This window comes from Photobacterium sp. 53610, assembly GCF_036409375.1.
Lineage (GTDB): Bacteria > Pseudomonadota > Gammaproteobacteria > Enterobacterales > Vibrionaceae > Photobacterium.
The window spans coordinates 182,549-208,715 of sequence record NZ_JAXOFS010000001.1 but is presented as its reverse complement, the minus strand read 5'-3'; the positions used below and the strand labels follow the sequence as shown (position 1 = coordinate 208,715).

Annotated in this window: 26 protein-coding genes; 8 read left to right on the top strand and 18 right to left on the bottom strand. The window is 51.1% G+C overall.

The window, feature by feature from the left end; genetic code table 11:
* Nucleotides 1-25: 25 nt before the first annotated feature.
* The 12 genes from holB to yceD all read right to left on the bottom strand — a co-directional run bounded on the left by holB (nt 26) and on the right by yceD (nt 9,803).
* Complete coding sequence (gene holB / locus SPK40_RS01015; protein ID WP_330959142.1) at nt 26-988, bottom strand: DNA polymerase III subunit delta'; 963 nt, start codon at nt 986-988, stop codon at nt 26-28.
* Nucleotides 985-1,623 carry a dTMP kinase gene (gene tmk / locus SPK40_RS01010; protein ID WP_330959141.1) on the bottom strand — a complete coding sequence of 213 codons (639 nt, stop codon included), beginning with the start codon at nt 1,621-1,623 and terminating at the stop codon, nt 985-987. Before tmk ends, holB begins: the two co-directional genes overlap by 4 nt.
* A complete protein-coding gene (gene mltG / locus SPK40_RS01005; protein ID WP_330959140.1) occupies nt 1,623-2,633 on the bottom strand; it encodes an endolytic transglycosylase MltG in 1,011 nt (336 codons plus the stop codon). The genes tmk and mltG overlap by 1 nt, the downstream gene beginning before the upstream one ends.
* Nucleotides 2,627-3,436 (bottom strand): aminodeoxychorismate lyase, encoded by an 810-nt coding sequence (gene pabC, locus SPK40_RS01000; protein ID WP_330959139.1) that lies wholly within the window; start codon nt 3,434-3,436, stop codon nt 2,627-2,629. The genes mltG and pabC overlap by 7 nt, the downstream gene beginning before the upstream one ends.
* Before the next feature lie 63 nt (nt 3,437-3,499).
* Complete coding sequence (fabF, locus tag SPK40_RS00995; protein WP_248140937.1) at nt 3,500-4,738, bottom strand: beta-ketoacyl-ACP synthase II; 1,239 nt, start codon at nt 4,736-4,738, stop codon at nt 3,500-3,502.
* 88 nt (nt 4,739-4,826) lie between these two features.
* Complete coding sequence (gene acpP / locus SPK40_RS00990; protein WP_027253507.1) at nt 4,827-5,066, bottom strand: acyl carrier protein; 240 nt, start codon at nt 5,064-5,066, stop codon at nt 4,827-4,829.
* Between the two features lie 158 nt (nt 5,067-5,224).
* Nucleotides 5,225-5,959: a 3-oxoacyl-ACP reductase FabG gene (fabG, locus tag SPK40_RS00985; protein WP_248140938.1), complete on the bottom strand. Its 735-nt coding sequence runs from the start codon at nt 5,957-5,959 to the stop codon at nt 5,225-5,227.
* A gap of 99 nt (nt 5,960-6,058) precedes the next feature.
* Nucleotides 6,059-6,982, bottom strand: a complete 924-nt coding sequence (fabD, locus tag SPK40_RS00980) for an ACP S-malonyltransferase (protein WP_248140940.1) — start codon at nt 6,980-6,982, stop codon at nt 6,059-6,061.
* Nucleotides 6,983-7,096: 114 nt separating this feature from the next.
* A complete protein-coding gene (locus tag SPK40_RS00975; protein ID WP_248140943.1) occupies nt 7,097-8,053 on the bottom strand; it encodes a beta-ketoacyl-ACP synthase III in 957 nt (318 codons plus the stop codon).
* A gap of 5 nt (nt 8,054-8,058) precedes the next feature.
* Nucleotides 8,059-9,087 (bottom strand): phosphate acyltransferase PlsX, encoded by a 1,029-nt coding sequence (plsX, locus tag SPK40_RS00970; protein ID WP_330959138.1) that lies wholly within the window; start codon nt 9,085-9,087, stop codon nt 8,059-8,061.
* Nucleotides 9,088-9,096: 9 nt separating this feature from the next.
* Complete coding sequence (gene rpmF / locus SPK40_RS00965; RefSeq protein ID WP_248140945.1) at nt 9,097-9,267, bottom strand: 50S ribosomal protein L32; 171 nt, start codon at nt 9,265-9,267, stop codon at nt 9,097-9,099.
* 5 nt (nt 9,268-9,272) lie between these two features.
* Nucleotides 9,273-9,803: a 23S rRNA accumulation protein YceD gene (yceD, locus tag SPK40_RS00960; protein ID WP_250684107.1), complete on the bottom strand. Its 531-nt coding sequence runs from the start codon at nt 9,801-9,803 to the stop codon at nt 9,273-9,275.
* 213 nt (nt 9,804-10,016) lie between these two features.
* Here yceD and SPK40_RS00955 point away from each other — a divergent pair, with 213 nt between their 5' ends.
* The gene (locus SPK40_RS00955) at nt 10,017-10,598 is read left to right on the top strand and encodes a Maf family protein (protein WP_330959137.1); all 582 of its coding nucleotides are present in this window, start codon (nt 10,017-10,019) and stop codon (nt 10,596-10,598) included.
* Between the two features lie 224 nt (nt 10,599-10,822).
* Entirely contained in the window at nt 10,823-11,437 is a 615-nt protein-coding gene (locus SPK40_RS00950) for a S1 RNA-binding domain-containing protein (protein ID WP_330959136.1), read from the top strand.
* A gap of 108 nt (nt 11,438-11,545) precedes the next feature.
* Here the strand turns inward: SPK40_RS00950 and rluC are convergent, their stop codons facing one another.
* Nucleotides 11,546-12,490, bottom strand: a complete 945-nt coding sequence (gene rluC, locus SPK40_RS00945) for a 23S rRNA pseudouridine(955/2504/2580) synthase RluC (RefSeq protein ID WP_330959135.1) — start codon at nt 12,488-12,490, stop codon at nt 11,546-11,548.
* A gap of 442 nt (nt 12,491-12,932) precedes the next feature.
* On the opposite strand from rluC, the gene rne reads away from it, so the two are divergent.
* Together rne and SPK40_RS00935 are read left to right on the top strand one after the other, a co-directional pair.
* Nucleotides 12,933-16,133 (top strand): ribonuclease E, encoded by a 3,201-nt coding sequence (gene rne / locus SPK40_RS00940; RefSeq protein ID WP_330959134.1) that lies wholly within the window; start codon nt 12,933-12,935, stop codon nt 16,131-16,133.
* Nucleotides 16,134-16,302: 169 nt separating this feature from the next.
* Nucleotides 16,303-17,859 (top strand): SulP family inorganic anion transporter, encoded by a 1,557-nt coding sequence (locus tag SPK40_RS00935; RefSeq protein ID WP_248140953.1) that lies wholly within the window; start codon nt 16,303-16,305, stop codon nt 17,857-17,859.
* An 80-nt stretch (nt 17,860-17,939) separates the two neighbouring features.
* Here the strand turns inward: SPK40_RS00935 and SPK40_RS00930 are convergent, their stop codons facing one another.
* Nucleotides 17,940-18,398: a low molecular weight protein-tyrosine-phosphatase gene (locus SPK40_RS00930; protein ID WP_330959832.1), complete on the bottom strand. Its 459-nt coding sequence runs from the start codon at nt 18,396-18,398 to the stop codon at nt 17,940-17,942.
* A gap of 252 nt (nt 18,399-18,650) precedes the next feature.
* Between SPK40_RS00930 and SPK40_RS00925 the strand changes: the two genes are divergently transcribed.
* A complete protein-coding gene (locus SPK40_RS00925; RefSeq protein ID WP_330959133.1) occupies nt 18,651-19,181 on the top strand; it encodes a hypothetical protein in 531 nt (176 codons plus the stop codon).
* Nucleotides 19,182-19,257: 76 nt separating this feature from the next.
* Here SPK40_RS00925 and SPK40_RS00920 read toward each other — a convergent pair whose 3' ends face one another.
* Both SPK40_RS00920 and SPK40_RS00915 read right to left on the bottom strand, forming a co-directional pair.
* The gene (locus SPK40_RS00920; RefSeq protein WP_330959132.1) at nt 19,258-19,719 is read right to left on the bottom strand and encodes a hypothetical protein; all 462 of its coding nucleotides are present in this window, start codon (nt 19,717-19,719) and stop codon (nt 19,258-19,260) included.
* 5 nt (nt 19,720-19,724) lie between these two features.
* Nucleotides 19,725-20,129: a hypothetical protein gene (locus SPK40_RS00915; RefSeq protein WP_248140960.1), complete on the bottom strand. Its 405-nt coding sequence runs from the start codon at nt 20,127-20,129 to the stop codon at nt 19,725-19,727.
* A gap of 344 nt (nt 20,130-20,473) precedes the next feature.
* Between SPK40_RS00915 and SPK40_RS00910 the strand changes: the two genes are divergently transcribed.
* Nucleotides 20,474-21,034 carry an NADPH-dependent FMN reductase gene (locus tag SPK40_RS00910; RefSeq protein WP_330959131.1) on the top strand — a complete coding sequence of 187 codons (561 nt, stop codon included), beginning with the start codon at nt 20,474-20,476 and terminating at the stop codon, nt 21,032-21,034.
* Between the two features lie 40 nt (nt 21,035-21,074).
* On the opposite strand, the gene SPK40_RS00905 is transcribed toward SPK40_RS00910, so the two are convergent.
* On the bottom strand, nt 21,075-21,506 hold the full coding sequence (locus tag SPK40_RS00905; RefSeq protein ID WP_248141693.1) for a glycine zipper 2TM domain-containing protein: 432 nt from the start codon (nt 21,504-21,506) through the stop codon (nt 21,075-21,077).
* A 336-nt stretch (nt 21,507-21,842) separates the two neighbouring features.
* On the opposite strand from SPK40_RS00905, the gene SPK40_RS00900 reads away from it, so the two are divergent.
* Entirely contained in the window at nt 21,843-24,281 is a 2,439-nt protein-coding gene (locus SPK40_RS00900) for an arylsulfatase (protein WP_330959130.1), read from the top strand.
* 197 nt (nt 24,282-24,478) lie between these two features.
* Nucleotides 24,479-25,084, top strand: coding sequence for a cob(I)yrinic acid a,c-diamide adenosyltransferase (cobO, locus tag SPK40_RS00895; RefSeq protein WP_330959129.1), 606 nt, complete (start codon nt 24,479-24,481; stop codon nt 25,082-25,084).
* Here the strand turns inward: cobO and SPK40_RS00890 are convergent, their stop codons facing one another.
* On the bottom strand, nt 25,085-26,137 hold the full coding sequence (locus SPK40_RS00890; RefSeq protein WP_248140967.1) for a metal-dependent hydrolase: 1,053 nt from the start codon (nt 26,135-26,137) through the stop codon (nt 25,085-25,087).
* Between the last annotated feature and the right edge of the window lie 30 nt (nt 26,138-26,167).

Here is a 26,167-nt window from a genome sequence, read left to right as displayed (position 1 = left end):
GAATATCCTCTTGAGTTCGGTGTGTTTACTGAGAAGAGATAAAACCTGATAACCAATCCGTTATCAGGAGCTCATCGTTCAGACCCGGATGTGCTTCCAGTTCGCGGATTAATGCATTCAAGGCTTTTATTTGCCCAAGCAAGAGCGACTGCTGTAACTGAGCCGCGACCTGCCCTGCCAGAGCCGATGACTCCGCATGGACAAGATAGCCGACCACGCCCTGTTGTATTTTCAGGCAATCCACCAAAAAATAGCTCAGCCACTTCAGACTGAGCAGGCCATCTTTCATACAGTGCTCTGCCACGCTGAACAAGCCAGAATGAGGTGGGACCAGGAATTGATGAAAACTTTCCAGCAAGTTCTGATGCCGGATGTCCTGTCCCTGCTCAATAAAGTGTAAAGCAGCCAGTGGCGCATTGCCGTTCAATCGGATAGCTTCGACTTTCACTGCCTGCTTGAGCTGACTTTCAACCCAACGCTTCACATCCTGTTCTGCAGGCAATGGTAAACGCCATTTGTTACAGCGGCTGTTGATTGTGGGTAACAGGCGATCCAGCTCTGTCGTCGTTAAAATAAACTGACAATTAGCTGGGGGCTCCTCCAGCGTTTTCAGCAGCGCATTAGCTGCGGCCTCACCCATGCAGTCGGCCTGTTCAATTAAAACAACCCGCTTTCCGCCTAACTGCGACGTTTCCCAAGCCCAGTGATTACACTGACGAATGGCATCAATACTGATCGCTTTCCCGTCCTGGGGCCGGATCGTGTGACAGTCAGGATGCGTTTCAGCGGCAAACAACTGACAGCTGTGACAGATGCCACACGGCTCCGTCATCCCGTTCTGGCACAGCACAGTTCTGGCCAACTGCCGGATCAACGTTTCACTGCCACAACCGGAAGGTGCAATCAGCAACATCGCATGATGCATCCGATCCTGCGTCAACAGCTGCTGCCATTGCTGCCAGACTGTAGTCAGCCAGGGATAGCTCATGCGTGCTCCTGCTGCGACAGCCAGTGTGTCAGGTGCCGCCGGATATCAGCCGTCACATCATCCAGACTCTGAGAGGCATCAATGATGATGACTTTCGGATTATTCCGGGACAAGGCCAGAAAACGTTCCCGGGTCCGCTCAAAGAAAGACAGATCCATTTTCTCAATCCGATCCAGCGCACCGCGTCCGCGCGCACGTGCCAGGCCCAGTTCCGGATCGATATCCATGTAGATGGTTAAATCCGGTTCGAATGTTCCCAGCACCATGGTTTTAATATTGGTCATCAATTGGGTATCAAACCCGCGACCACCACCCTGATAAGCCTGGGAAGACATATCATGACGATCCCCGATGACCCACTTTCCAGCTTTTAAGGCTGGTTGAATCACATGCTCAACCAGTTGGCTGCGTGCCGCATACAGCAACAGCAGCTCAGCCATATCCGTCAGAGGTTCATCCGGATGGCCTTCTTTCACCAAAGTCCGCATTTTCTCGGCAAGGGGAGTACCACCCGGTTCACGGGTCGACTCAATCTCAGTGATTCCCTGTTCAGCCAGTACATGCTGCACAGTTGAGATCGCAGTGCTCTTCCCTGCCCCTTCCAGGCCTTCAATGACGATAAATTTTCCGTTCATTATTGTTTGAGTATCTTCAGATAATGGCGAACAGCTTGGTTATGTTCGCTGAGTGTTTTTGAAAACGTATGGCCGCCTTTGCCGTCAGCCACAAAATAGAAATAACTGGTCTGGGCCGGTTTCACGGCAGCCAGTACCGACGCAGCACTCGGCATGGCAATCGGGGTTGGCGGCAACCCAAAAATGGTATAGGTATTGTACGGTGTCGGGGTGCGCAAATCTTTCTTACGAATGTTGCCGTCAAACTTTTCACCCAGACCATAAATCACGGTCGGATCGGTCTGAAGCCGCATACCTTTGTGCAATCGGTTCATAAAGACCGAAGAAACTTTGGCACGCTCATGATCTACAGCCGTTTCTTTTTCAATGATGGAAGCCATGATCAGGACTTCATACGGATTTTTCAGCGGAATCGATGCATCGCGTTCTTTCCACGCCTCATCAAGCAGAGACATCATATGTGCATAAGCGCGTTTCAGTAAGGCCAGATCAGATGTGCCCGCGGTGTAATGATAAGTTTCAGGCAACAGATAGCCTTCCAGCTTCTTCACATCAGCTCCTATCGCTTCAGCGATATCGGACTCGCTCATCTGCGCCGTTTCATTTTTCAGCATCGGTGCATTTTCCAGTGCTTTCAGCCAATCTGAAAAACGATCACCTTCCAGCAACGTAATCGAAAACTGATACTCTTTACCGGAAGCAACAATGGCCAGCACATCTCTGAGCGTCCGGGCATTTTCAATCGAATAAGTCCCGGCCTTGATGCGCGCTAAGGTTGGCTCCAGTTTGCCAATCCAGCGGGTCCAGGGTGAATCCGCAAGTACACCCATCTGGTTGAGCTGATAGATTAAACCACGGAAAGTCGTGCCTTGTCTGACCGTCAGATAAGGCTCATCGACCTCTACAATTGGCTGTTCAATACTGGCCTTCACCTGTAAATATGCCCAGCCTGCACCGCCGGCCAGAATTGCTCCCAGCAGTACAAACACCAATGCCAACTTTTTTAGCACGTGTACAACCTCTTCATTATTGCTTCTGACGCACTGCGTTCATCGTACGTTTCAGATTGAATTTTTGTCACAGGCACCAAGGCCATGAGAGCATTAGTAATAAAGACTTCATCAGCGCAAAGCAAGGCGTCTAACGGGCTTTTAACAAACTCAAGACAATAGCCCAGCTCTTTCGCCAGTTCACAGACATGCGCGCGCATGAGGCCATGAACACCGGCCTGACTCAGTTCAGGGGTATATAAAATCTGACCGTGACGCCAGAAAATATTGGAAGCGCAAGTTTCGGTAATATGATCGTGGATATCCAGCACGACCGCATCCAGCCAGCCATTGGCTTCAATTTCCTGTTTCAGCATCACCTGCTCAAGGCGGTTTAAATGCTTCAGTCCGGCTAACATAGGGACCAGCCCCAGACGTTGCTGACACACTCCCAGTTCAATCCCTTCCTGCTGCCATGTCTCGTAATGAGCCGGCCAGGCAAAATCAGAAATCATCACCTGAGTCTGCTGACACCCTGCAGGACTGTACCCCCGGCCACCGGCACCACGGCTGATCAGTATTTTGATGACGCCTTTCTCAGGATAGTTCTGAGCTAAAGACATCACCTTTCTGGAAATGGGCGACCAATCCGGTGCCGCAATGTTCAGTTTCAGCAGCGTGTTTTGCAGTCGCTTCAAATGTTGTGGCCAGAGCCTCGGCGAACCCTCTTCCACTAATACAGTTGTGAAACAGCCATCGCCATACTGAAAAGCCCGGTCCGATACGCTGACACTGTCTGATTCAACACCGTTGATCCACGCCATTGTATACCCCATAAAAAAACGGCCCGGTCATTGAACCGGGCCGCTTAGCATAACAGATATGACTTAGATTTTCTTGAACAGCAGTGAGCCGTTTGTGCCACCGAAGCCAAAGGAGTTACACAGGGCATACTCCAACTTCACCTGGCGTGCTTCACCTGGTACATAATCCAGGTCACAACCTTCGTCCGGGTTCTCCAGGTTGATTGTTGGCGGAACCGCCTGATCAACCAGAGACATCACCGTAATGATTGACTCAACAGAGCCAGCCGCACCCAGCAGGTGACCGGTCATTGACTTGGTTGAAGACACCAGGACTTTATCAGCAGCCGCGCCCATGGCACGTTTGATACCCAGTGTTTCAGCAACGTCACCGGCAGGCGTCGACGTACCGTGAGCATTCACATAACCAATTTGATCCTGGCTGATACCGGCATCGCGGATAGCCGCTTCCATCGCCAGTGCACCACCTGAACCATCAGCACTTGGTGAAGTCATGTGATAAGCATCACCACTCATACCAAAGCCAACCAGTTCTGCATAGATTTTTGCACCGCGGGCTTTCGCGTGCTCATATTCTTCCAGAACCATCATACCGGCACCATCGCCCAGTACGAAACCATCACGCTCTTTGTCCCAAGGACGAGAAGCGCCCTGAGGATCATCATTGCGGGTAGACAGTGCTTTCGCTGCAGCGAAACCACCCATACCCAGCGGCGTAGATGCTTTTTCTGCACCACCAGCCAGCATCATGTCAGCATCGCCGTATGCGATCATACGGGCAGCGTGACCAATGTTATGCAAACCAGTCGTACAGGCAGTAGAAATTGCAATGTTCGGACCACGCAGGCCATACATAATCGACAGGTGACCTGCGATCATGTTGACAATTGTAGACGGTACAAAGAATGGGCTGATCTTACGCGGACCTTTTTCCAGCATTGCCTGATGGTTTTGCTCAATCAGACCAAGACCACCAATCCCTGAACCAATTGCCACACCAAAACGGCCGGCATTTTCTTCACTGACTTCAATACCAGAGTCTTTCAACGCCTGAGTACCAGCAGCCACGCCATACTGGATAAACAGGTCCATTTTACGGGCATCTTTTTTGGTCATGTATTCTTCGCAATTGAAGTCTTTGACCATGCCAGCAAAACGGGTTGCAAAATCACTCGCATCAAAGTGCTCAATATTGCTGATACCACTCTGGCCTGCCAATAAGGCTTTCCATGAAGATTCGACAGTATTGCCAACTGGTGAAAGCATACCCATACCAGTTACAACTACGCGACGCTTAGACACGATTTATTTCTCCGGGAATGAAGGATTAATTTGGGTTTACAAATGAAAATCAGGCGGTCATGGAGACCGCCTGGAAGTGTTCTTGAAATTACTCTGCGGAAGCGCTTACAACGTAGTCGATAGCAGCTTGAACCGTAGTAATTTTCTCAGCTTCTTCATCTGGGATCTCTGTGTCGAATTCTTCTTCCAGAGCCATTACCAGCTCAACAGTATCCAGAGAGTCAGCACCCAGGTCGTCAACGAAAGAAGCTTCATTTTTAACTTCAGACTCATCTACGCCCAGCTGCTCAACGATGATTTTTTTTACGCGTTCTTCGATGTTGCTCATACTAATCTATTTCCTTAAACAAGAGTTCGCTATTGCGATTTGCTGTAGTTTATTCATTACTGTAAAAGTTGCAAGACTAAGGGTGCTGGTCAAACCACGATTCAGCGTTAAATCCACCCGAGTTTGACCTGCATCCAAAAAGATTTCAACTTTTTTGGTTAAATCATGTACATGCCGCCGTTCACGTGCAGTGTCTCACCGGTGACATAACCTGCATCGTCAGAAGCCAGAAATGCAACAGCTGCTGCAATTTCGCGCGGCTCGCCCAAACGACCAGCAGGAACAGCAGACAGAGTCGATGCACGCTGATCATCATTTAGTGCTTTGGTCATATCGGTTTCGATAAAACCAGGCGCCACTGCGTTCACGGTAATACCACGAGAAGCAACTTCACGCGCCATTGATTTGGTGAAACCAATCAGACCTGCTTTCGCTGCTGAATAGTTTGTCTGGCCCGCGTTACCCATCGTACCAACCACAGAACCAATGCTGATAATACGGCCGTAACGTTTTTTCATCATAGAACGTAATACGGCTTTCGACAGGCGGAAAATAGAAGTCAGGTTGGTATCAATGATGTCCTGCCACTCGTCATCTTTCATACGCATCAACAGGTTGTCACGCGTGATACCCGCATTGTTCACCAGAATATCGACGTCACCGTAGGCTTCTTTGATTTGTTTCAGAACATCATCAATCGACTCCTGAGACGTCACATTCAGTGCCAGGCCCTGACCTTTGTCACCTAGGTAAGCACTAATTGCTTCCGCACCGCTTTCTGATGTTGCAGTACCAATGACAGTTGCACCACGCTCTGCCAGAATTTCTGCAATCGCACGGCCAATGCCACGGCTCGCGCCTGTTACCAGCGCAACTTTACCTTGCAGGCTCATGTTTCTTCCTCTTTATATAGCCCGTCATTTTGAATACGGACAGACTGATGACTAATTTTGCCGTGATCCGGGCATTCCCGAACCACGATCATGATTCAATTATTTTGCCGCTTCCAGGCTGGCCGGATCGTTCACGGCGGCAGCATTCAGCGACTTATCGATGCGTTTTGCCAAGCCGGTCAGAACTTTACCCGGACCAACTTCCAGCAACAATTCAACACCTTCGGCAGCCATACGCTCTACAGACTCAGTCCAGCGAACCGGGCCATACAGCTGCTTCACCAGTGCCTGCTTGATTGCAGCAGGATCAGTCTCAGTTGCCACATCAGCATTATTGATGACCGGAACTGCCGGTGCGCTGAATGCAACAGATTCCAGTGCCTGAGCCAGTTTTTCAGCAGCTGGCTTCATCAGTTCACAGTGAGACGGGACAGAAACAGGCAGCGGCAGTGCTCGTTTGGCACCCGCGGCTTTACACAGCTCATTTGCTCGCTCAACTGCAGCTTTGTGGCCTGCAATAACAACCTGACCTGGTGAGTTAAAGTTCACAGGCGCGACCACTTCACCCTGTGCTGCTTCTTCACAGGCTTTGGCAATCGCGTCATTGTCCAGACCAATAATGGCAGACATTGCGCCCACACCAGCAGGAACCGCTTCCTGCATCAGTTGACCACGCAGTTCAACCAGCTTAATTGCTTCTTTGAAATTCAGCACGCCAGCACAAACCAGTGCTGAGTATTCACCCAGGCTGTGGCCTGCCAGAACGGCTGGCTGAGCCCCACCAACTTCCTGCCATACACGCCAGATAGCAACAGATGCCGCCAGCAGCGCAGGCTGAGTACGGTGAGTCTGGTTCAGCTCTTCAGCAGGTCCGTTCTGGACCAATGCCCACAGATCATAACCCAGTGCTTCAGACGCTTCGGCAAACGTTTGTTGTACACTTTCGTACTGCTCAGCCAGTTCAGCCAGCATGCCGACAGCCTGAGAACCCTGCCCAGGAAAAACAATCGCGAACTTAGACATTCGAGAATCCTTCTACAAAGAGAAATGGCATCAAAGATGCCATCGTTGATGCGGCTGACAGGCGGATATTGATTAACACGCCCGAACCGCATATTCAAAAAGTGTGCGCTTCTATCAAAATTTCACTAAAGCTGAACCCCAGGTGAAACCACCACCAAAGGCTTCCAGCAACAGTGTCTGTCCCCGTTGAATCCGGCCATCACGAACAGCCTCATCAAGCGCAGCAGGAACAGTTGCAGCCGAAGTATTCCCCTGCTTATCCAGAGTCACCACGACCTGATCCATTGGCATCGACAACTTTTTCGCCGTCGCTGCAATGATTCGTAAATTGGCCTGATGCGGAACTAACCAGTCCAGCTCAGATTTATCCATGTTATTGGCAGCCAGTGTGTCTTTCACCAGATTCGACAACTGGGTCACAGCGACTTTGAAGACTTCATTGCCAGCCATATACAGCCACTTGTCGCTGTCAAAGTTCTCGCCATGCTCAGGCACAGCCAGACTCAGCAAGCCACCAAAGTGACCATCGGCATGCAGATGCGTCGAAATAATTCCGGCTTCCTCACTGGCACCCAGAACCACTGCACCCGCGCCATCTCCGAACAGAATGATCGTCGAACGATCATCCGGATCGCACTTATGCGACAGGGCATCGGCACCAATCACCAGCACATTTTTTGCCATACCGGTTTTAATATGCTGATCCGCCACACTCAAGGCATAGACAAAGCCGGAGCAAGCCGCTGCAATATCAAATGCCGGACAGCCTTTCACGCCCAGCATGCCCTGTACCTGACAGGCTGCGGATGGAAACGCGTGGCTGGCTGATGTGGTGGCAACAATGATCAGGTCGATGTCATCGGTTTCAATCCCGGCCATATCAATAGCACGGGCTGCAGCCTGATAACCCATCACAGCAACCGTCTCTTCTTCAGAGGCAATACGGCGCTCACGAATACCAGTCCGGGCAACAATCCACTCGTCACTGGTATCGACCATTTTTTCCAGATCCGCATTGGTGCGGACCTGCTCTGGCAGGTAGCTGCCGGTACCTAAAATTCTGCTATACATGAAGACTAATAATGCCTCTCAAGTAGTACGTGTTCCAAACGGTCACTAATTCTTGTCGGTATCTTCCGCTTGATTTCATGTACCGCTTCACCAATCGCATTGGTGAAGGCAGCAATATCAGCACTTCCATGGCTCTTCACGACAATACCGCGCAATCCTAACAGACTTGCGCCATTGTACTGGTCGGGGTTCAGGCTTTGCAGTTCCCGGAACAGGTCACCAAACAGCCACTTAGCGATGAGTCGCTTGAGCGGATGCTGACTGACTGCCCTTTTGAAACTCTCTATAAAAAGATTAGCAACCCCTTCGCTTGTTTTCAGGCTGACATTTCCGACAAAACCATCGCACACAATCACATCCGCTTTTCCATCGTACAGCTCATTGCCTTCGACGTAGCCGATATAATGGACATCCTGCGAACGGCTCAGCATCGATGCGCAGCGCTTCACCAGATCATTGCCTTTGATTTCTTCCGCGCCAATATTCAGCAAGGCCACTCTGGGCGGACGGCCGGTCATATCCTGCTCGGCAAGTACCGAGCCCATCACGGCGAATTGAAACAAAGTATCAGCATCACAGGACACATTCGCCCCTAAGTCGAGCAACCAGGTTTTACCGCCGTTACGGCTTGGAATGGCTGAAACCAGCGCCGGGCGCTCGACGCCGGGTAATTGCTTCAGGGTATAGCGCGCTAATGCCATCAGTGCGCCGGTATTACCTGCACTGACACAAGCATCGGCTTCACCTTCCGCCACGGCATCCAGTGCGCGACGCATCGATGAGCCCTGACTTTGACGTAATGCATGTGACGGACGTGTGTGATCCGCGATAGCACGATCGCAGTGAATGATACTTAAACGGGGATGATGGGTATGATCGAGCGATGAGAGTTGGGCGGTGATTGCACTTTGATCACCAAATAGCAGCAGTTTTAGCGACGGGTATTGCAACAGTGCCTGCACGGCGGCAGGCACTGTTACCTGGGGACCGAAGTCCCCACCCATTGCATCAAGTGCAACGGTTAGACCAGTCAAGGTTCAACCTTATTTGTTGATAACCTTGCGGCCACGGTAGAAACCGTCAGCAGTCACATGGTGACGCAGATGGGTTTCACCGCTAGTCTGATCGACAGAAACAGCAGCGGTAGTCAGGGCATCGTGTGAACGACGCATACCACGTGCTGAACGTGATTTTTTGCTCTTTTGTACGGCCATTAACCCTACTCCTTATTACTTTTACTCAAGTTTTTCAATACTGCAAACGGATTCGGACGCTCATCAGCAACAGGGATCTCACCGAAGCTCATACCTGACGCAGAGACCGGACAGTCTGCTTCGTCATGCATTGGCACTTGCGGTAACTCCAGAATCAACTCATCTTCGATGATCTGAAGCAAATTGATCTCACCATTTTCGTCGACTTCAGCCGGCTCATAAGCTTCCGGAAATTCATCTGCTTCCTCGGGTCTGAGGAGCGGACTGTAACAGAAATCCACACCATAATGGTGTTGGAATTCTTCCTGGCATCGCTGACAGGTTAACATCACATCGACTTCTGCATGCCCACGCATGTACGCCATGTGACGCTGGTCAAAGTCAAATGATAAGGTGACGTTTGCATCACTTAATACGCTGGAAGCCGATTCAGCCAGACGCTCTAAAAGCCCGGCTTTGATGATGCCATCATAGTCGAGCTTTTTCTGAGCGGCGCGGACCGGATCAACCGTCAGCGGCAATTTTACCTTTTGCATAGGGCGCGAATATTAGCCTTCTAATTGGTTTGAGTCAAAGGAAATGTGTCCGAAATCCCAGCTTTTGGCCATTTCATCTTCAGTGGTTTTACTTCACCGTTTGGGTCAATGGCACCAAGGGTATAATAAGGTTGGTTCTGAGTTAAAACTAGCGTAGATTTCACTCGCACGCCCGTTCGATTACCTCACAACCAAACAAGACAGAGTCACCTCATGAAACAAGCTTTACTTCTGGCCTCCACATCGCCGTTTCGCCGCAGCCTGCTGGAAAAATTCGGCTTACCGTTTTCCTGTGCCGCGCCAGATATCGACGAAAGCCCGCTTCCTGGTGAAAATGCCGAAGCGCTGGTCAAACGACTGGCTGAAGCCAAAGCCAGAGCCTGCCGTCCCGGACACCCGAATCATCTGATCATCGGCTCGGATCAGGTCTGTGTCATCAACGGGAGCATCGTAGGTAAACCCCACACCACGGAAAATGCCTGCACACAACTCATGGCAGCAAGCGGACAAACCGTCACTTTCTATACAGGTTTATGTCTGTATAACGCCGCAAATGATACAGCTGAAGTCATCTGTGAACCCTTCCATGTGCATTTCCGTGAACTCACCGAGAATGAAATCCGGCAATATGTCCTGCGCGAACAGCCATTACAGTGTGCCGGCAGCTTTAAAAGTGAAGGACTGGGGATTGCCCTGTTTGATCGCCTGGATGGCCGGGATCCCAATACACTGGTTGGGTTACCGCTCATCACACTGAGAGAGATGCTTTCCCGACAAGGTGTCAGCGTTCTCTGAGCCCGCCTGAACCACCCTTGCTTTCGTCATGGGTGGTCTCTGCTTTTGCATTTACCCTCCCTTCGGATCTCTCACGATTCTGAAAAGATATGTTTTTTATGACCTCTCTCCACAGAACATATTCAACAGATCACTTAGTGCGTCGCCTGTTACAGTCAAAACATATATTGCTATAAGCAGACCCGTGACAGCCTTCTGACTGTCAAAAACACTGAGTTAATGGAATGATTGGACAAATATTATCGCTGCTGAAAACTTATACCAGCGGATTAAAACGCAAGCCCTTATACGCAGCTTTCCGGGAAGACCATGTATTTTGTCTGACCGAAATGAAAGAACAGTCCCACAGCCCCCAACAGCACAGCATCTACAAAGGAAAAGTCGTCCGGATCGAAAACAGCTTTGAAGCCGCTTTTATCGACATCGGTGCACTGGAACCTGGTTTCCTTCCCCTTCGAAAAATTGCGCTTCATTATTATCCCCAAAGTTATGCTTATCAGGGTCGTCCACAGATTCGCGATGTCGTTCGAATCGGGCAGGAAGTTCTGATTCAGGTTGAAAAGCTGGATCAGAGGTATTGTCACGCCCATCTCACAACATTGATTGCCATTCCAGGTCAGTATCTGACCTTAAGACCCAATACGCCAGGGGGCGTTGATGTGTCTCATCCGCTGGATACCGATGCCATGTCGGCACTGACAACATTGTTACGCACACAATCGGAACAAGAAGAGATGAGCGTGGTGGTGTCTTTGGCGGCTTCCAAGCAGCCCGTTGAAACACTCACCGCGGACCTGCAATCATTGCTCAATATCTGGGATTCCGTGAAAGCAATGTAAGCCAAGCAATGTAAATTAATGACTGACTCAATTAATAATTAGTCCGGTTTCACTCAACGGCTGGCGAGTTGAATCACCTGTGCCAGCCGCTGAGTGTCTGAAAATGCTTCAGCCTTTTCTCAAAGATTCCAGCGTGCGATTCAGCATCGCATCCATTGGGGCATTGATCTCCATCCGCTCTTCTGTCCCCGGATGTTCAAAGCAGATGTTGGCCGCGTGCAGGAACAAGCGGTTGAGACCTGCTTTTTTCGTGTAGGCATCAAACCGCGGATCACCGTATCTGTCATCCCAGGCAATAGGATGGCCTGTATACTGACAATGCACGCGGATCTGGTGTGTCCGCCCGGTCACCGGGCTCGCCTGCACCAGTGTTGCCTCTTTGAAACACTCAAGGACCTTAAAGCGTGTATCTGAAGGCTTCCCGTTCGGGTTCACCCGCACAATACTGTTCACTTCATTTTTCAGCAGTGGCGCGGTGACCTTATTGCAACCTTTTGGCCACTGCCCCATGACCAGTGCGAAATAGTATTTCTGAACCGTCTTCTGCCTGAACTGCTCCTGGAGTTTACGCAGTGCTGAACGTTTCTTCGCTACCAGCAAGATTCCTGAGGTATCCCGGTCAATCCGGTGAACCAGCTCCAGAAAACGAGCATCCGGACGCAAAGCCCGCAGAGCTTCGATTGCACCAAACTTCAGACCGCTGCCGCCGTGGACCGCAGTACCCGAAGGTTTATTCAGGATCAGCATATGCTCATCTTCATAAATGATGCAGTTTTCCAGCTCTGCCACTTTGTCCAGTTTGGTACTGACTGGCGCCGCAGTTTCCTTTTCAGGAACAACGACAGGCGGCACCCGGACCAGATCGCCTTCTTGAAGCTTGTATTCAGGTTTTATCCTTTTTTTGTTTACTCGCACCTCTCCCTTACGCAAAATGCGGTAAATCATACTTTTGGGAACGTTTTTCAATCGGGCACGGAGAAAATTATCAATCCTTTGCCCGGCAAAATCATCAGCAATAGCGATGAATTGCACTTTCGGTTTGTCATCTTTCATGGTCCAAGATTCTATCATGGCTATAAAGCAGATTGCCGCAAAAAAGTCACCCTGCTATGATTGCAGTCTGGAATCAGGGAAAATCCCAATTTCCATGCCATGGCGGACAATTTTACGCCATGATGAATGTTTTTTATCCTGCTCTGCCTGTCATCGCAGCAAAAGGCGTAAGACGACAAGTCATGCAGAGTCAATCTTAGTGTTCCGATCGCAGATTTTTTTTATCGGTGTTAGAGATACAACCGCGACAACGCGGTGTTACCGGCTGTATATCCCGGATCTAACCATCTTAAGTACAGCTGGCAGATATGTGTAGCCAAAGAGCACTCCTGAAACATCCAACCGTGAGGTTGCAACCGTAAATCAGACTTGGAGTCAGGCAGCATCGGTAAATGATCCAACATTGGCTCACTAAAACAACGACAATAAATGAGTACACAGAATGAAAAGAATGTTGATCAACGCAACTCAGAAGGAAGAGTTGCGCGTCGCATTAGTGGACGGTCAGAAGCTGTTCGATTTGGATATCGAAAGTCCTGGCCACGAATCTAAGAAAGCTAACATCTACAAAGGACGCATCACCCGTATCGAGCCAAGTCTTGAAGCTGCTTTCGTAGACTATGGTGCCGAGCGACACGGTTTCCTCCCTCTGAAAGAAATTGCCCGCGATTACTTCCCAGCAAGTTACACCTACCAAGGCCGCCCGAACATCAAGGAAGTGCTGAAAGAAGGTCAGGAAGTCATCGTTCAGGTTGATAAAGAAGAGCGTGGTAACAAAGGTGCCGCCCTGACAACCTTCATCTCACTGGCTGGTAGTTATCTGGTCCTGATGCCAAATAACCCGCGTGCCGGTGGTATTTCACGTCGTATCGAAGGTGAAGAACGCACCCAGCTCAAAGCCGCACTGAGCACCCTTCAGTTGCCGGACGGCATGGGCCTGATCGTTCGCACCGCAGGTGTGGGTAAATCAGCTGAAGAACTGGAATGGGACCTGAACGTCCTGCTGAATCACTGGAACGCAGTGAAAGAAGCGGCCGATTCCCATCCGGCTCCGTTCCTGATTCACCAGGAAAGTAACGTGATTGCCCGCGCGATCCGTGACTATCTGCGCCGCGACATTGGTGAAATCCTGATCGACAGCCCGAAAATTTTCGAGCGTGCACGCGATCATATCAAGCTGGTACGTCCTGACTTTGAACCTAAAGTGAAGCCATATGACGGCGAAGTACCGCTGTTCAGTCACTATCAGATTGAAAGTCAGATTGAATCTGCATTCCAGCGTGAAGTGCGTTTGCCTTCCGGTGGTTCGATTGTGATCGATCCGACCGAAGCCCTGACTTCGATTGACATCAACTCCGCCCGTGCAACCAAAGGCGGCGACATCGAAGAAACGGCACTGCAAACCAACCTGGAAGCAGCCGATGAAATTGCCCGCCAGTTGCGTCTGCGTGACCTGGGTGGTCTGGTCGTTATCGACTTTATCGATATGACACCGGTTCGCCACCAGCGCGAAGTTGAGAACCGACTGCGCGAAGCCGTCCGCATGGACCGTGCCCGCGTACAGATCGGCCGCATTTCCCGCTTTGGTCTGCTGGAAATGTCCCGTCAGCGTCTGAGCCCTTCTCTGGCTGAAGCCAGCCACCACGTTTGCCCACGCTGTAAGGGAACGGGTGTGATTCGTGATAACGAATCGCTTTCTCTGTCGATTCTGCGTCTGATCGAAGAAGAAGCCCTGAAAGATAACAGTGCTCAGGTACAAGCCATTGTGCCAGTCGCTGTTGCGTCTTACCTGCTGAACGAAAAACGCCGTTCGGTACAACACATCGAGAAATACCACGATGTGAAAGTGATTATTGTCCCGAATGCAGACATGGAAACACCGCACTTTGATGTGCATCGTGTCCGCACCGGTGATGAAAAAGACACACTGTCATACCATATTCCGCAGCTGATTGAAGCCGCTCGTGAAAGCGAAGCGTCAGAAAGCCCGGCAGAACGTGTTGTGAAGAAACGTGAAGAACCTGTACTGCAAGGCTTCACAGCACCAAAAACACCAGCGCCAGTGGCGAAGCCAGCACCAGTGATAGCAAAACCTGAAGCGGCTGCTGAATCTAAACCAGGTTTATTCCAGCGTTTGTTCCAGAAGATTGCCAGCCTGTTTGGCGGCAGAAAAACTGAAGCACAACCTGCGGAAACAGAGCAGAAGCAGGCACCACGCCGTGACAACCGCCGCGATGATCGTCGCGACAACCGCCGTGATAACCGCCGGGGCAAAGACGGTAGCCGCCAGAGCCGCAACCGTCAGGACGAAGAACGCGAGTCTCGCGATGCTAAATCTCGTGACTCGAAGTCCGGCGAAAAAGGCCAGCGTCAGCAACGCCGTCGCAGTGATCGTCCGAAGCAAGACCGCCAGGCACAGGTAGAAAAACCAGCCAAGGCAGCGGCTTCCCGTACTGTCGCAGATGAAGAAATCAAAGAGCAGAAACGCCAGCGCCGCGACGAAGTTCAGAAACAACGTCGTAAAGAGAAGCAGCAACTGGCACAAACTGAAGCAACTGAACAGCTGCAGGAAACGCAAGAGACTCCTGAACAGCAGAAGACAGAGAAGGTGAAGCAACGCCGTCAACGTCGTCAGTTGCAGAAGAAAATCCGCATTGAAGATACTGAACTGCAATCGGCAGAAGTCGCTTCAGACGAACCAGCGAGCCAGCTGCAATCCATCGGTACGGCTGTCGCGAAAGAAGCCAGTCAGGTTGCTCAAGCGTCTGTCAAAGGCGCTGTTCAGGATGCTGTGGATGACACAGAAGCAGAGCTTCAGGGTGACACGGAAAATGGTGCTCAGGAAGGTCAGCGTCGTAACCGTCGTTCACCACGTCACCTGCGTGCCAGCGGACAGCGTCGCCGCCGCATGCGTGACACGCGTCCGAATCAGGAAGAAGAAGTTGATCAGGTCGTCTCTGACGCCATTACCCATGCGGTAGAAGAAGCTTCTGAAAGCCTGAGCGAGCTGGAAAACGTGGTCACGATTGTTGAGCGTCCGAAACGACGCCCGACAACAGGTGTTGCTTCACCGGAAATGGCTATGGGTAAAGTATGGCCGCGCGCTGACAAACCAGCAGTTCATGCCGAAGACGTCGTTGAAACGGCGGCTGAAGCAGCGCCGGTGGTTGCAGAGACAGCCGCAGAGCAACAGGTGTCCCAGGCACCGACGCTGAGTGGTATGGCTATACCGGAAATGGCTATGGGTAAAGTGATGCCGCTTCGTCAGCCTGTACCGCAAGCTGAAGAGCCAGTGGCCGTTGCTGAACCTCAGCCTGAGCCAGTGAAAGCGACAGAAGCACCTGTTGCGGACGTAGTGGCTGAACCTGCTGAAATTCAGGTGACTGAAGCACCGGAAGCCGTCGTGAAACAGCCTGCACCATCTGCAGTGAAAATTGCTCAGGTGACGGCAAGCTCGCCGCGTGGATTCCACAGCGTTTCGCCGATGGCGAAAGCACCTGCACCAGAGCAGGTTCTGGATACCACTCCGGTCGCTGTTGCGCCGAAACGTGAAGTACTGGCACAAACGCGTCAGGCCGGCAGTCAGACCGCAACCAATGTTGCCTCTGCTCCGATGACGAAAGCCGTTTTTGAACAACACTAAGTTCCGGCTTCGCTCAATCTCAAAAAGCCATGCATTTGCATGGCTTTTTGTTGTCTTCAGCGATGGGCCCGCCACATTGATAACCTGATTAAAAGTTGAACCAGCTCACGGTTATCGGTAGCATTTGCCCGCTAAACCCAATCTATTCAGAAAAAAGACAGAAACGACAATGTTTGAATTTCCCAAGTTTACACACCAGTCTGTCAAAAATGACATGCTCTCGGGGCTGACAGTCGCCCTGGCACTGGTGCCGGAAGCTGTAGCTTTCGCCTTTGTTGCCGGTGTCGACCCGATGGTCGGCCTTTATGCCGCTTTCATCGTGGGCCTGGTAACAGCAACCTTAGGTGGCCGTCCGGGGATGATCTCCGGCGCAACCGGCGCCATGGCCGTCGTCATGGTCAGTCTGGTGGCCGAACACGGTATCCAGTACCTTTTTGCCGCCATTCTGCTGGCTGGTTTACTGCAAATTCTTGCCGGGATACTCAAGCTCGGTAAATTTATCCGCATCGTCCCACACCCGGTCATGATTGGCTTCGTGAACGGTCTGGCAATTGTGATTTTCCTGGCACAGCTGGGACAATTTAAAGTTCCGGATGCATCCGGCATGCTGGAGTGGATGCAAGGCACACAACTTTACATCATGGGTGGGCTGGTCCTGCTGACCATGATGATTATTCATTTTCTGCCAAAGCTGACGACAGCCGTTCCATCCTCTCTGGTTGCGATTCTGGTGGTCACCGGTCTGGTCCATGGTCTGGATCTGGAAACCCGTACCGTGATCGACTTTGTCCGCAGTATGAGCGGTAATGCCGAAGCCACACTGGCAGGTTCCCTGCCAACCTTCTCGGTGCCAACTGTCCCGCTGACACTGGAAACTCTGTATATCATTCTGCCTTATGCTGTGGTTCTGGCAGCTGTAGGTCTGATTGAATCACTGCTGACCCTGACGGTCCTGGATGAAATGACAGGGACCCGTGGTCAGAGCAACCGTGAATGTGTCGGTCAGGGCCTGGCCAACGTCACCTGTTCCGTCTTCGGGGCGATGGGTGGCTGTGCGATGATTGGTCAGTCAATGATCAACATTAACTCTGGTGGCCGTGGTCGTCTGTCGGGAATCACGGCTGCCATTGGTCTGCTGCTGTTCATCCTGTTCGGATCCGACCTGATCGAAATGATCCCGCTGGCTGCGCTGGTTGGTGTGATGTTTATGGTCGTGATTGGTACCTTCGAATGGGCCAGCTTCAAGATGGCGCGCAAAGTACCGAAACACGACTTCTTCACCATTATTCTGGTGACCTGTGTAACGGTTGCGGCTGATCTGGCCATTGCTGTCTTTGTGGGTGTCATCTACTCTGCACTGGTATTCGCGTGGGAACATGCCAAGCACATCAATGCAGAAAGCAAAACAGATAAAAGCGGCAGCAAGGTGTATCACCTGAACGGCCCGCTGTTCTTCGGTTCCGTCTCGCATTTCCTGGAACTGTTTGATGCCGCCAAAGATCCGAAAGATGTGATCATCGACTTCGCCGATTCCCGGGTTGCAGACCATTCTGCCATTGAAGCGATCGATACCATTGCAGAGCGTTATGCCAAAGAAGGCAAAACCCTGCACCTGCGCCACCTGAGTCCGGAATGCCGCAGCCTGCTGCGCAAGGCGGGTGATCTGGTGGAAGTCAATGTGATGGAAGACCCGACCTATAAAGTCGCTACAGATACGCTGGGTTAATCCCCCTGTGCTCTGAATCAAACAAGCCCGCATTCAATGCGGGCTTTTTTATGCCGGGCGTTTCTGCCCTGACGTGAATGTCATCGGTTTTTCAGACTCGCCAGCACACCCTCTGCAGCCAGCTCGACCAGATCCAGCACATATTCGAAACCCTGATCGCCGCCATAATAAGGGTCTGGCACCTCATCTTCCGCAACATCGGCATAATCCAGAAACAAGGCCAGTTTCGACAGATGTTCATCAGGGCATATCGCCATCAGATCCGACAGATTTTGCCGGTCTGCCGCCAGGATCAGGTCAAACCGTTCAAAATCTTCAGCTATCACCTGCCGGGCGCGCATGCCTTTGAAACTGTATCCCCTCGCCTCTCCCGCAGCACGGGCACGGCTGTCCGGCGGGTTTCCCTGGTGATAACCAATCGTGCCTGCCGAATCAATTTCGATTGCCATACTCGCCGCCTGTGCCCGGGCTCTCAGCACCGCCTCACCGGTGGGCGAACGACAAATGTTGCCCATACAAACAACTAACACAGAAGGCATCTTTCCTGTTGCCATGCTTTCCTCATTCATATCATTCAATGAACCTGATAGAAAGACTATGCCTTGATTGAGCTGGATTGCAAGGCGGGGAAACATATGCCCGTGATTCCTTTCAAGAGGCAATACCATCCCTCACACTTACAAATCTCTGTATGAATTTCGTTTCCTTTGAAACCCATTCATGCCACGATGTGAACACTATTGCGTATTATGTCAATCAATGTGTCGATTCAGACCAGGTGAGGGAAAACCATGTTCACATGCTTGAAAGTGCTTCTCAGTATTCCGGTGGGTATCGGGCTGTTGTACCCGTTCTTTTTTCCCGACAATCCGGGCGGTATTCTTGGCGAGTTCAGAATGCTGGGGAATGCAGGCTTTGTCATCACAGCGGCACTCTTCTTTTTTCTGGTCTATCTGTATGCGAAAGATTTGATGCGATCACTGGAATTGGTCTCGCCATCCTCACAACAAGCCAGTCCCCGGAGTGTGTGGCTGATGTTCCTGCTTCCGTATAATTTCATTGAAGATTTTTTCATTATCAGAAATGTGTCCCGCTCCCTTGCCGCCGAGGCACAGGTGAACCCCGCGCTTTCCGGAATTCAGTCGTTCGGTTTTTCGATTGGCATGGTCTGGTGCGGCGCACAAATCCTGTCTTTGCTCCCCAACCAAATCGGGTCGGTTGCAGGTTTCATCGCCATTGTGTTCTGGATCTGGCACTGGGTCTTGATTCGCCGGATAAACGCGAGACTGGTAAAATCTCTTGCGGTGAACGGGGCATCTTAACCCGATGAATCCAAGATAAAAATGGAGGCATCGCCTCCATTTTATTAGACAGAAAAGCACCAGCTTCTGGATTTCATCAGTTAGAATCAGACCCGGCATACTGAATACTTTCAGTCAGCAATTTTTCCAGTTGATTGCTCAATGCGTAGACCCGAATGCCTTTCAGGTCACTCGGAACACTCTGCATGATAAAGTTCGCTTCCACAGGCATGATGGCCTCAGCGGCAAAGCCTTCCGGAGGCGTAGCGACAAAATCAAACTCATAGATGCCGTCAAGCGGTGCAACCACATACACAAACGGGTTCAGCCGGACATTGTCCCACCCCAGTGTCGAAGCAAATCCGGCAACCTTGATCTCCAGCTGCGGCGGATTGGTTTTCAGATAAAGCATTTCGATATCATTCACCTGAAACAACTTCGTTTCCGTATCCATTGTCTTGTCCTTCTTATTGTCGGCGTTATCGGCCTGACGATCGAGACTGGCATAGACTGAAACAGCGCCCAGCAAAATGAGCAATACAGTAAGAACGTATTTCATAGATATCATACCGATGGCTTGAGCGAGGCCTGTCTGATTGCTTCCGGGCTGATTTCATGTAATGGACAGCGTGATATCAGCCCCCATTTACCCGGAAAATGCTCTGATCCCCGAGCATGGATTTGAATCAGATGTGTTTTTGTCTGCTCTTCGTTGCAACCAATGACGGCAGCCAGAGCAGACAGATCGCACCAACCCGATTCGGACTGCTCCAAAATCGTTTGCAGCGTCAGCTGGCGGGCCTGGTCAATCTTTCGCTGATCCCGGTTTTTATACCATTCCAGCGACATGTTCCCCAATATCGCAACGATAGAGCCGATGATTGCACCGACAACCCCCACCAGCGCAATCCAGAACTTGGTATTGCTGACAACCTGGCTGGCAATATGCGTAAGCTCTAAATCTGTCATGCTATGTCCCCATTGTTCAGTCCGTGAACGCCCCAAAATATCGATGTGTGATGCTTTTCACGGGCAATCACTCATCAGACAACCAACATATGCTTCCTTCCGGAATATGCTTCTTTCCGAGAATAGACGTCCCGTGCAAGCCCCAAAGATTTTTCTGCTCATTATGTGTTCATGGTCATATTCTGTGCAACCGGTCGCTGGACAGCCATCAACTACCCGTTTCCCCTCAATTCGGATGGCGCTGATACATCCAGCCCGGCGGTACCTCATTCCCGGCGTCAAAAGCGTCTGAAATAGACTACATTTCAGATCACACAGCTCATCAGCATGCATGAAGGAAGGATATGCTTAAGTTATTGATCATTTTCGGAAGCACCCGTCCCAAGCGGGGTGGCCTGCCCGTCGCACACTGGGTATTGGAGGAAGCCAGGCAAGCGGGCACCTTTGACGTGATGTTCGCGGATCTGAAAACCGTGAATCTGCCATTGCTCGATGAACCTGAGCACCCGGCTCAGCAGAAATACACCAAAGATCACACCAAAGCCTGGAGCCAGACAGTCAGTGCCGCAGATGCGGTTGTCTTTGTCACTCCGGAGTACGATTATTTCCCGCCGGCCGCTCTGGTCAATGCCATTCAGTTTCTGGCAAAAGAATGGGCCGGAAAGCCGATTGGGATTGTCAGTTACGGCGGGGTCTCAGGCGGACTGCGTTCTACACAGGCTCTGCGGCTGCTACTGTCCGCAGTCAATAACATGACGCTGTCCGGATCCGTTCCGATTGCTTTTTATCAGCAATACATCAAAGAAGATGGCGTTCTGGAAGCCAATGAACCGATGAAAAAAGGACTACATGGTCTGCTCACAGAATTACATCGCATGGCTGTGCTGGTCCGTCAGAATCAATAGACAGTTCTGAGAAGCAGAAAAGTCGAAAGGCGGGTACCGCTTAGTTCGGTACCACTCTTGCGGTACTGCCTGAGATATTCACCCGGACTTTCTGACCGACACGGAAAACCATATTGGGATCGGCAGCCTGAACGATGGCAATGGTGTCGCCGGAATCCAATTTGATGGTCAGGTTTACCCCGTTGCTTTCAGACATGCTTTGCGAGGCTTTGTTACCGGCGTAACCACCCAGCAGACCACCACCAATTGCGGCGATATCAGAACCTTTACCGCCCCCGACCGTCGAACCAATCAGACCACCAATGGCTGCCCCTGCAATCGTACCGGCGACATTTTGCTCGCCCTGAATCGTCACAGGGTCAATCTGGACAATGGTGCCGTATTTCACTTGCTGAATATGCTGAGCCTGAGACCTGCCATAGCTGTTCCCGTAGGGATTGCTGGCACACCCGCTCAGTATCAGCACGGCCATACACAAGATTAAGAGTAAGTACTTCACAACATCACCTGCCCGTTTTACTTCACCTGGACGCTAAAAGTATAGCAAGACCCGGATGTTGCCAGTGACTAATCCTTGAGAGCCTGCGCCTGTTCAGCACGGGGATTATCCCGGCCGCTGAAACGAAGTCCAGGACAGTTTCATCACTGATTATTGACTCAATGTTCTGAAAAGCGATACAGCGTCCTGTCGCCTGACTCCTAAAATTTCAGACAGTATTTGATGCGTGTCTCTTTCACGGGCTCTGGTCACAACGCCCGTGACAGCTTCCAACAGGAACCTGCCATCAATCCAACATGGAGCTCACACATGAAACCAAAACAGCTTTTACTGAGCCTGGCCTGTTCACTTTGTGTGTTCATGGCACATGCTTCCGAAGAAAGCCCGGCCCCGGCTGTCGATGACATGGGGATCCCTGTCAATGCAGGGTTTCAGGGAACAATGGAGCTTGACGTCAGAGATTCGAAAGCAGACTGGACACCTTTCACCCCGAAAAAGGCCAAAGAAGGTTCTCCCAATATTTTATTTGTCCTCTACGACGATACCGGCTTGGGTGCCTGGTCACCTTATGGTGGCAGAATCAATATGCCGACGCTTGACCGAATCGCGCAAAACGGCCTCACTTATACCCAATGGCATACAACGGCCCTGTGCTCACCAACCCGTTCTACCCTTCTAACCGGTCGAAATCACCACTTAAACGGGATGGCAGCCATTACGGAAGCCGCAAATGGATTTCCCGGTGCCAGTGGCCGCTTCCCGGATCAGGTCACAACCATTGCCGAAGTCTTAAGAAACAATGGATACAGTACCTTTTGGATCGGTAAGAACCATAATGTTCCGGAGCAGGATGTTGCACCGGGCGCCACCCGCAAAGAGTGGCCGACTCAACAGGGATTCGATCGCTTTTACGGATTTCTGGGCGGCGAGACCAATAACTGGTATCCGGATTTAGTTGAAGATAACCGCTTTATTGATGCACCTTACAGTCCGGAAGATGGCTACCATCTGTCAAAAGATCTGGCTGATCAGGCAATAAAAATGCTGCGAAACCAGAATGCAACCAACCCATCCAAACCCTGGTATATGTGGTTTAACCCGGGCGCCAACCATGCACCGCATCATGTCGCGAAAGAATGGTCAGACAAATACAAAGGTAAATTTGACGATGGCTATGATGCATACAGGGAATGGGTGACCCAAAAAATGATCGAAAAAGGCATCTTGCCTGAAGGCACCGTCAACACGCCCATGAACCCCATGCCCAAAGATCAGGCAAACCCAGCTGATCATGTCCGCCCCTGGAATACCTTGAGTGATGATGAGAAAAAACTCTTCGCCAGAATGGCTGAGGTCTATGCCGGTTTTTCAGAATACACCGATGCTCAGGTGGGCCGTATCATTGACTACCTTGAAGAGACGAAACAGCTGGAAAATACCATCATCATTTATGCTGCCGACAATGGTGCTTCTGGCGAAGGGACGGAAAACGGCTCAGTAAATGAAAACAAATTCTTTAATAACTACCCCGATGACATTAAAGAAAACCTGAAGTATCTGGACAGTCTCGGCTCACCGGATACCTACAACCACTATCCGACCGGCTGGGCTTCAGCGTTTTCAGCGCCATTTAAAATGTTCAAACGCTACTCACAATTTGCGGGCGGGACCGCTGATCCCCTCATCATATCGTGGCCAAAAGGCATCAAGGCGAGAGGGGAAATACGGCATCAGTACCACCATTCGGTCGATATCGTCCCGACCATTCTGGAAATTACCGGGAATGAAATGCCCAAAGTGAATCATGGTGTTGAGCAGTATCCGCTCTCAGGCGTTTCAATGGTTTACACCTTTGATGCGAAGCCGGATGATCCAACCCAGAAAAAAGTTCAATACTATTCAATGCTCGGTACACGCGGTATCTGGAAGGATGGCTGGAAAGCTTCTGCGATCCATTCGCCACTGACGGGTCACGGTCAATTTGATAAAGACGAATGGGAGCTTTATCACGTGGCAGTAGATCGCTCTGAATCTAAAAACTTAGCCAAAGAAAATCCGGAGAAATTGAAAGAACTGGTCGACACCTGGTTTGAAGAAGCCAGGAAAAACAATGTGCTTCCCTTAGATGACCGCAGTGCTGCTGAAGTTCTCGGCATTGAACGGCCATCTGAAGAAGCCCCCAGAGACACTTACGTGTACTACCCCGATACAGCACCGGTCCCGGAAGGGGTCGCCGTGAACATTCGGGGCCGTTCTTATAAAATTCTTGCCAATGTGGAAATCAAAGATGAAAACGCCTCAGGGGTCATCTTTGCCCATGGTTCCCGCTTTGGAGGACATTCATTGTTCCTGAAAGATAAAAAACTGTATTACGTCTATAACTTCCTGGGCATTCAGCCTGAGCAGGTCTTTGAATCGTCAGAAGAACTGAAACCCGGTAAGTACACGCTGGGCATGGCGTTTGAAAAAACAGGCACAGGTGAAAATGGTGAGATTCTGGGTAAAACCCAGCTCTACATCAATGACAAAGAAGTAGCTTCTGGTGAAATGAAAACGCAACCCGCGAAATTTACCCTATCGGGCGACGGCCTATGTGTCGGCTATGACAGCGGCGATGCGGTCAGCGCCCTCTATAAATCACCGGGTGATTTCAAAGGCGGTGTCATACAGGCCGTTGGCGTGTCTGTTTCTGGGCAGCCGTATAAAAACCTGGAATTGGAAGCCAAACGGATGTTAATGCAACACTAATCCCATCGTTCAAGCTTCCTCCGGCGCTCGCTGTTTACATCCCTTGCAAGCGAGCGCCGGATCGCTTCGGTCGCCCCTCACACAACATATCCCTCGCAATACGAGCTGCTGAAATCAATGAGGTTAATCCTTGCACCTCAAAACTGCCTCCCTCAGAATGATGGTTTTCCAAATCAAACGGCAACGAAGAGAAACTCATGGCAGACGAACAGAACAAGCAGGATCGCTACAAAGCCAGACAACAGAAAGTAAAAGATGAGGTGGATGCCCGTGTCGCCGCCGCCCAGACAGAAAAAGGCATCCTGCTGGTGATTACCGGAAACGGTAAGGGGAAATCGACATCCGGATTCGGCACTATTGCCCGTGCAGTCGGGCATGGCCAGAAATGTGGTGTAGGCCAATTCATCAAAGGCACCTGGGATAATGGCGAGCGGAATCTGCTGGAAAAACTCGGGGTCACATTTGCAGTCATGGGTACCGGCTTCACCTGGGACACTCAGGACAAAACTGCTGATACGCTGGCCGCAGAAAAAACCTGGGCTGAATGTAAAAAGATGCTCACCGATGACAGCTATGATGTGGTGCTGCTAGATGAACTCACCTATATGCTGACCTATGGATATCTGGATATTGAAGACGTCCTGGAGACGATTGCACGCCGACCGCCAGAACAATCGGTCGTCGTCACCGGTCGCGGGGCCCACCGCCGTTTGACGGATATGGCGGACACCGTGTCTGAAGTGCGGAATGTCAAACACGCCTTTGAGAGCGGTATCAAAGCCCGCAAAGGCGTGGACTGGTAATTACCCGGATAACGGACGGGCTGCTGTGGCCTGGCAGGTCTCTGAAACATGGCAGAGATCGGCATTGATATCCTGACTTCCCAGCAGCCTCAGCCAGAGCGATGGCAGATGCTTCATTCGAACGGACGGACTTTCCAGCTGAACCGGACGTTGCAACTGCCAGTCCTGGTGCTCATCTTTGCTGGCAAAAACAAAGCGAAAAGGCAGATAGTCGACCATGCCCAGACGCAGATCTGTGGCAATCAACTGCTCGTCCTGCGTTTCATAGCGCACAAAACGATCCGTAAAGGTTTCCAGCGCCTGTAAGGTTGTCGGTTTTGCAACGTCTTCCGGCCAGTGACCGCGGGGTTTGACGATAAAAGCCACGTCGTGGCTGCCATCCAGTAAAGAAGACAGCCCTTCCCAGTACTGTTCGTTATCCAGCACAACGATACGCCACAACACCGTATTGAATGGCGTGGGAGTCACCAATACCGGCTGTCCCTCCAGTGCCGTCCCGGCAAGCTGTTTCTCGACCTTGTGCTCAATCAGATGAAGCGCCGCGACCGACCAGGCCAGATAAATCCCGGACAGAATGATCCCCGCCCGGCAAAGGCTGGCTATCCGTTCACGCCAGATCAGCGCCGCCAGCAACGTCAGTAGTAAGGGCAGCGTATAGAGCGGGTCAATGATAAAAATACTGGAGATCGCCACACTGACAGGCATAGGCCAGAACAATTGGGTTCCGTAGGCCGTAAAAGCATCGAGTAACGGATGCGTGATCAAACAGGCTGCCACCAGACACCACAGATGGCCAAAGCCAAACTGAGTTGGCCGCCACCGCTGCCAGCAGAGCGTCAGCAGAAAAGAAAACGGAAAAAGTACAAACAATGAATGACTGAATCCCCGGTGTTTTACCATGTCTGAAACAGGATCACCGTAATCAATCAGAACATCTAAATCCGGAATGGTGCCGAGCATCGCGCCGGCCACCAGCACTTTCGGCGATGCTTTCCGTCCGGCAATCATACCGGCAACCGCAGCGCCCAAAGCGGCTTGAGTGACTGAATCCACCAACTGTTCTCCACGAATTTTTTCCCGATT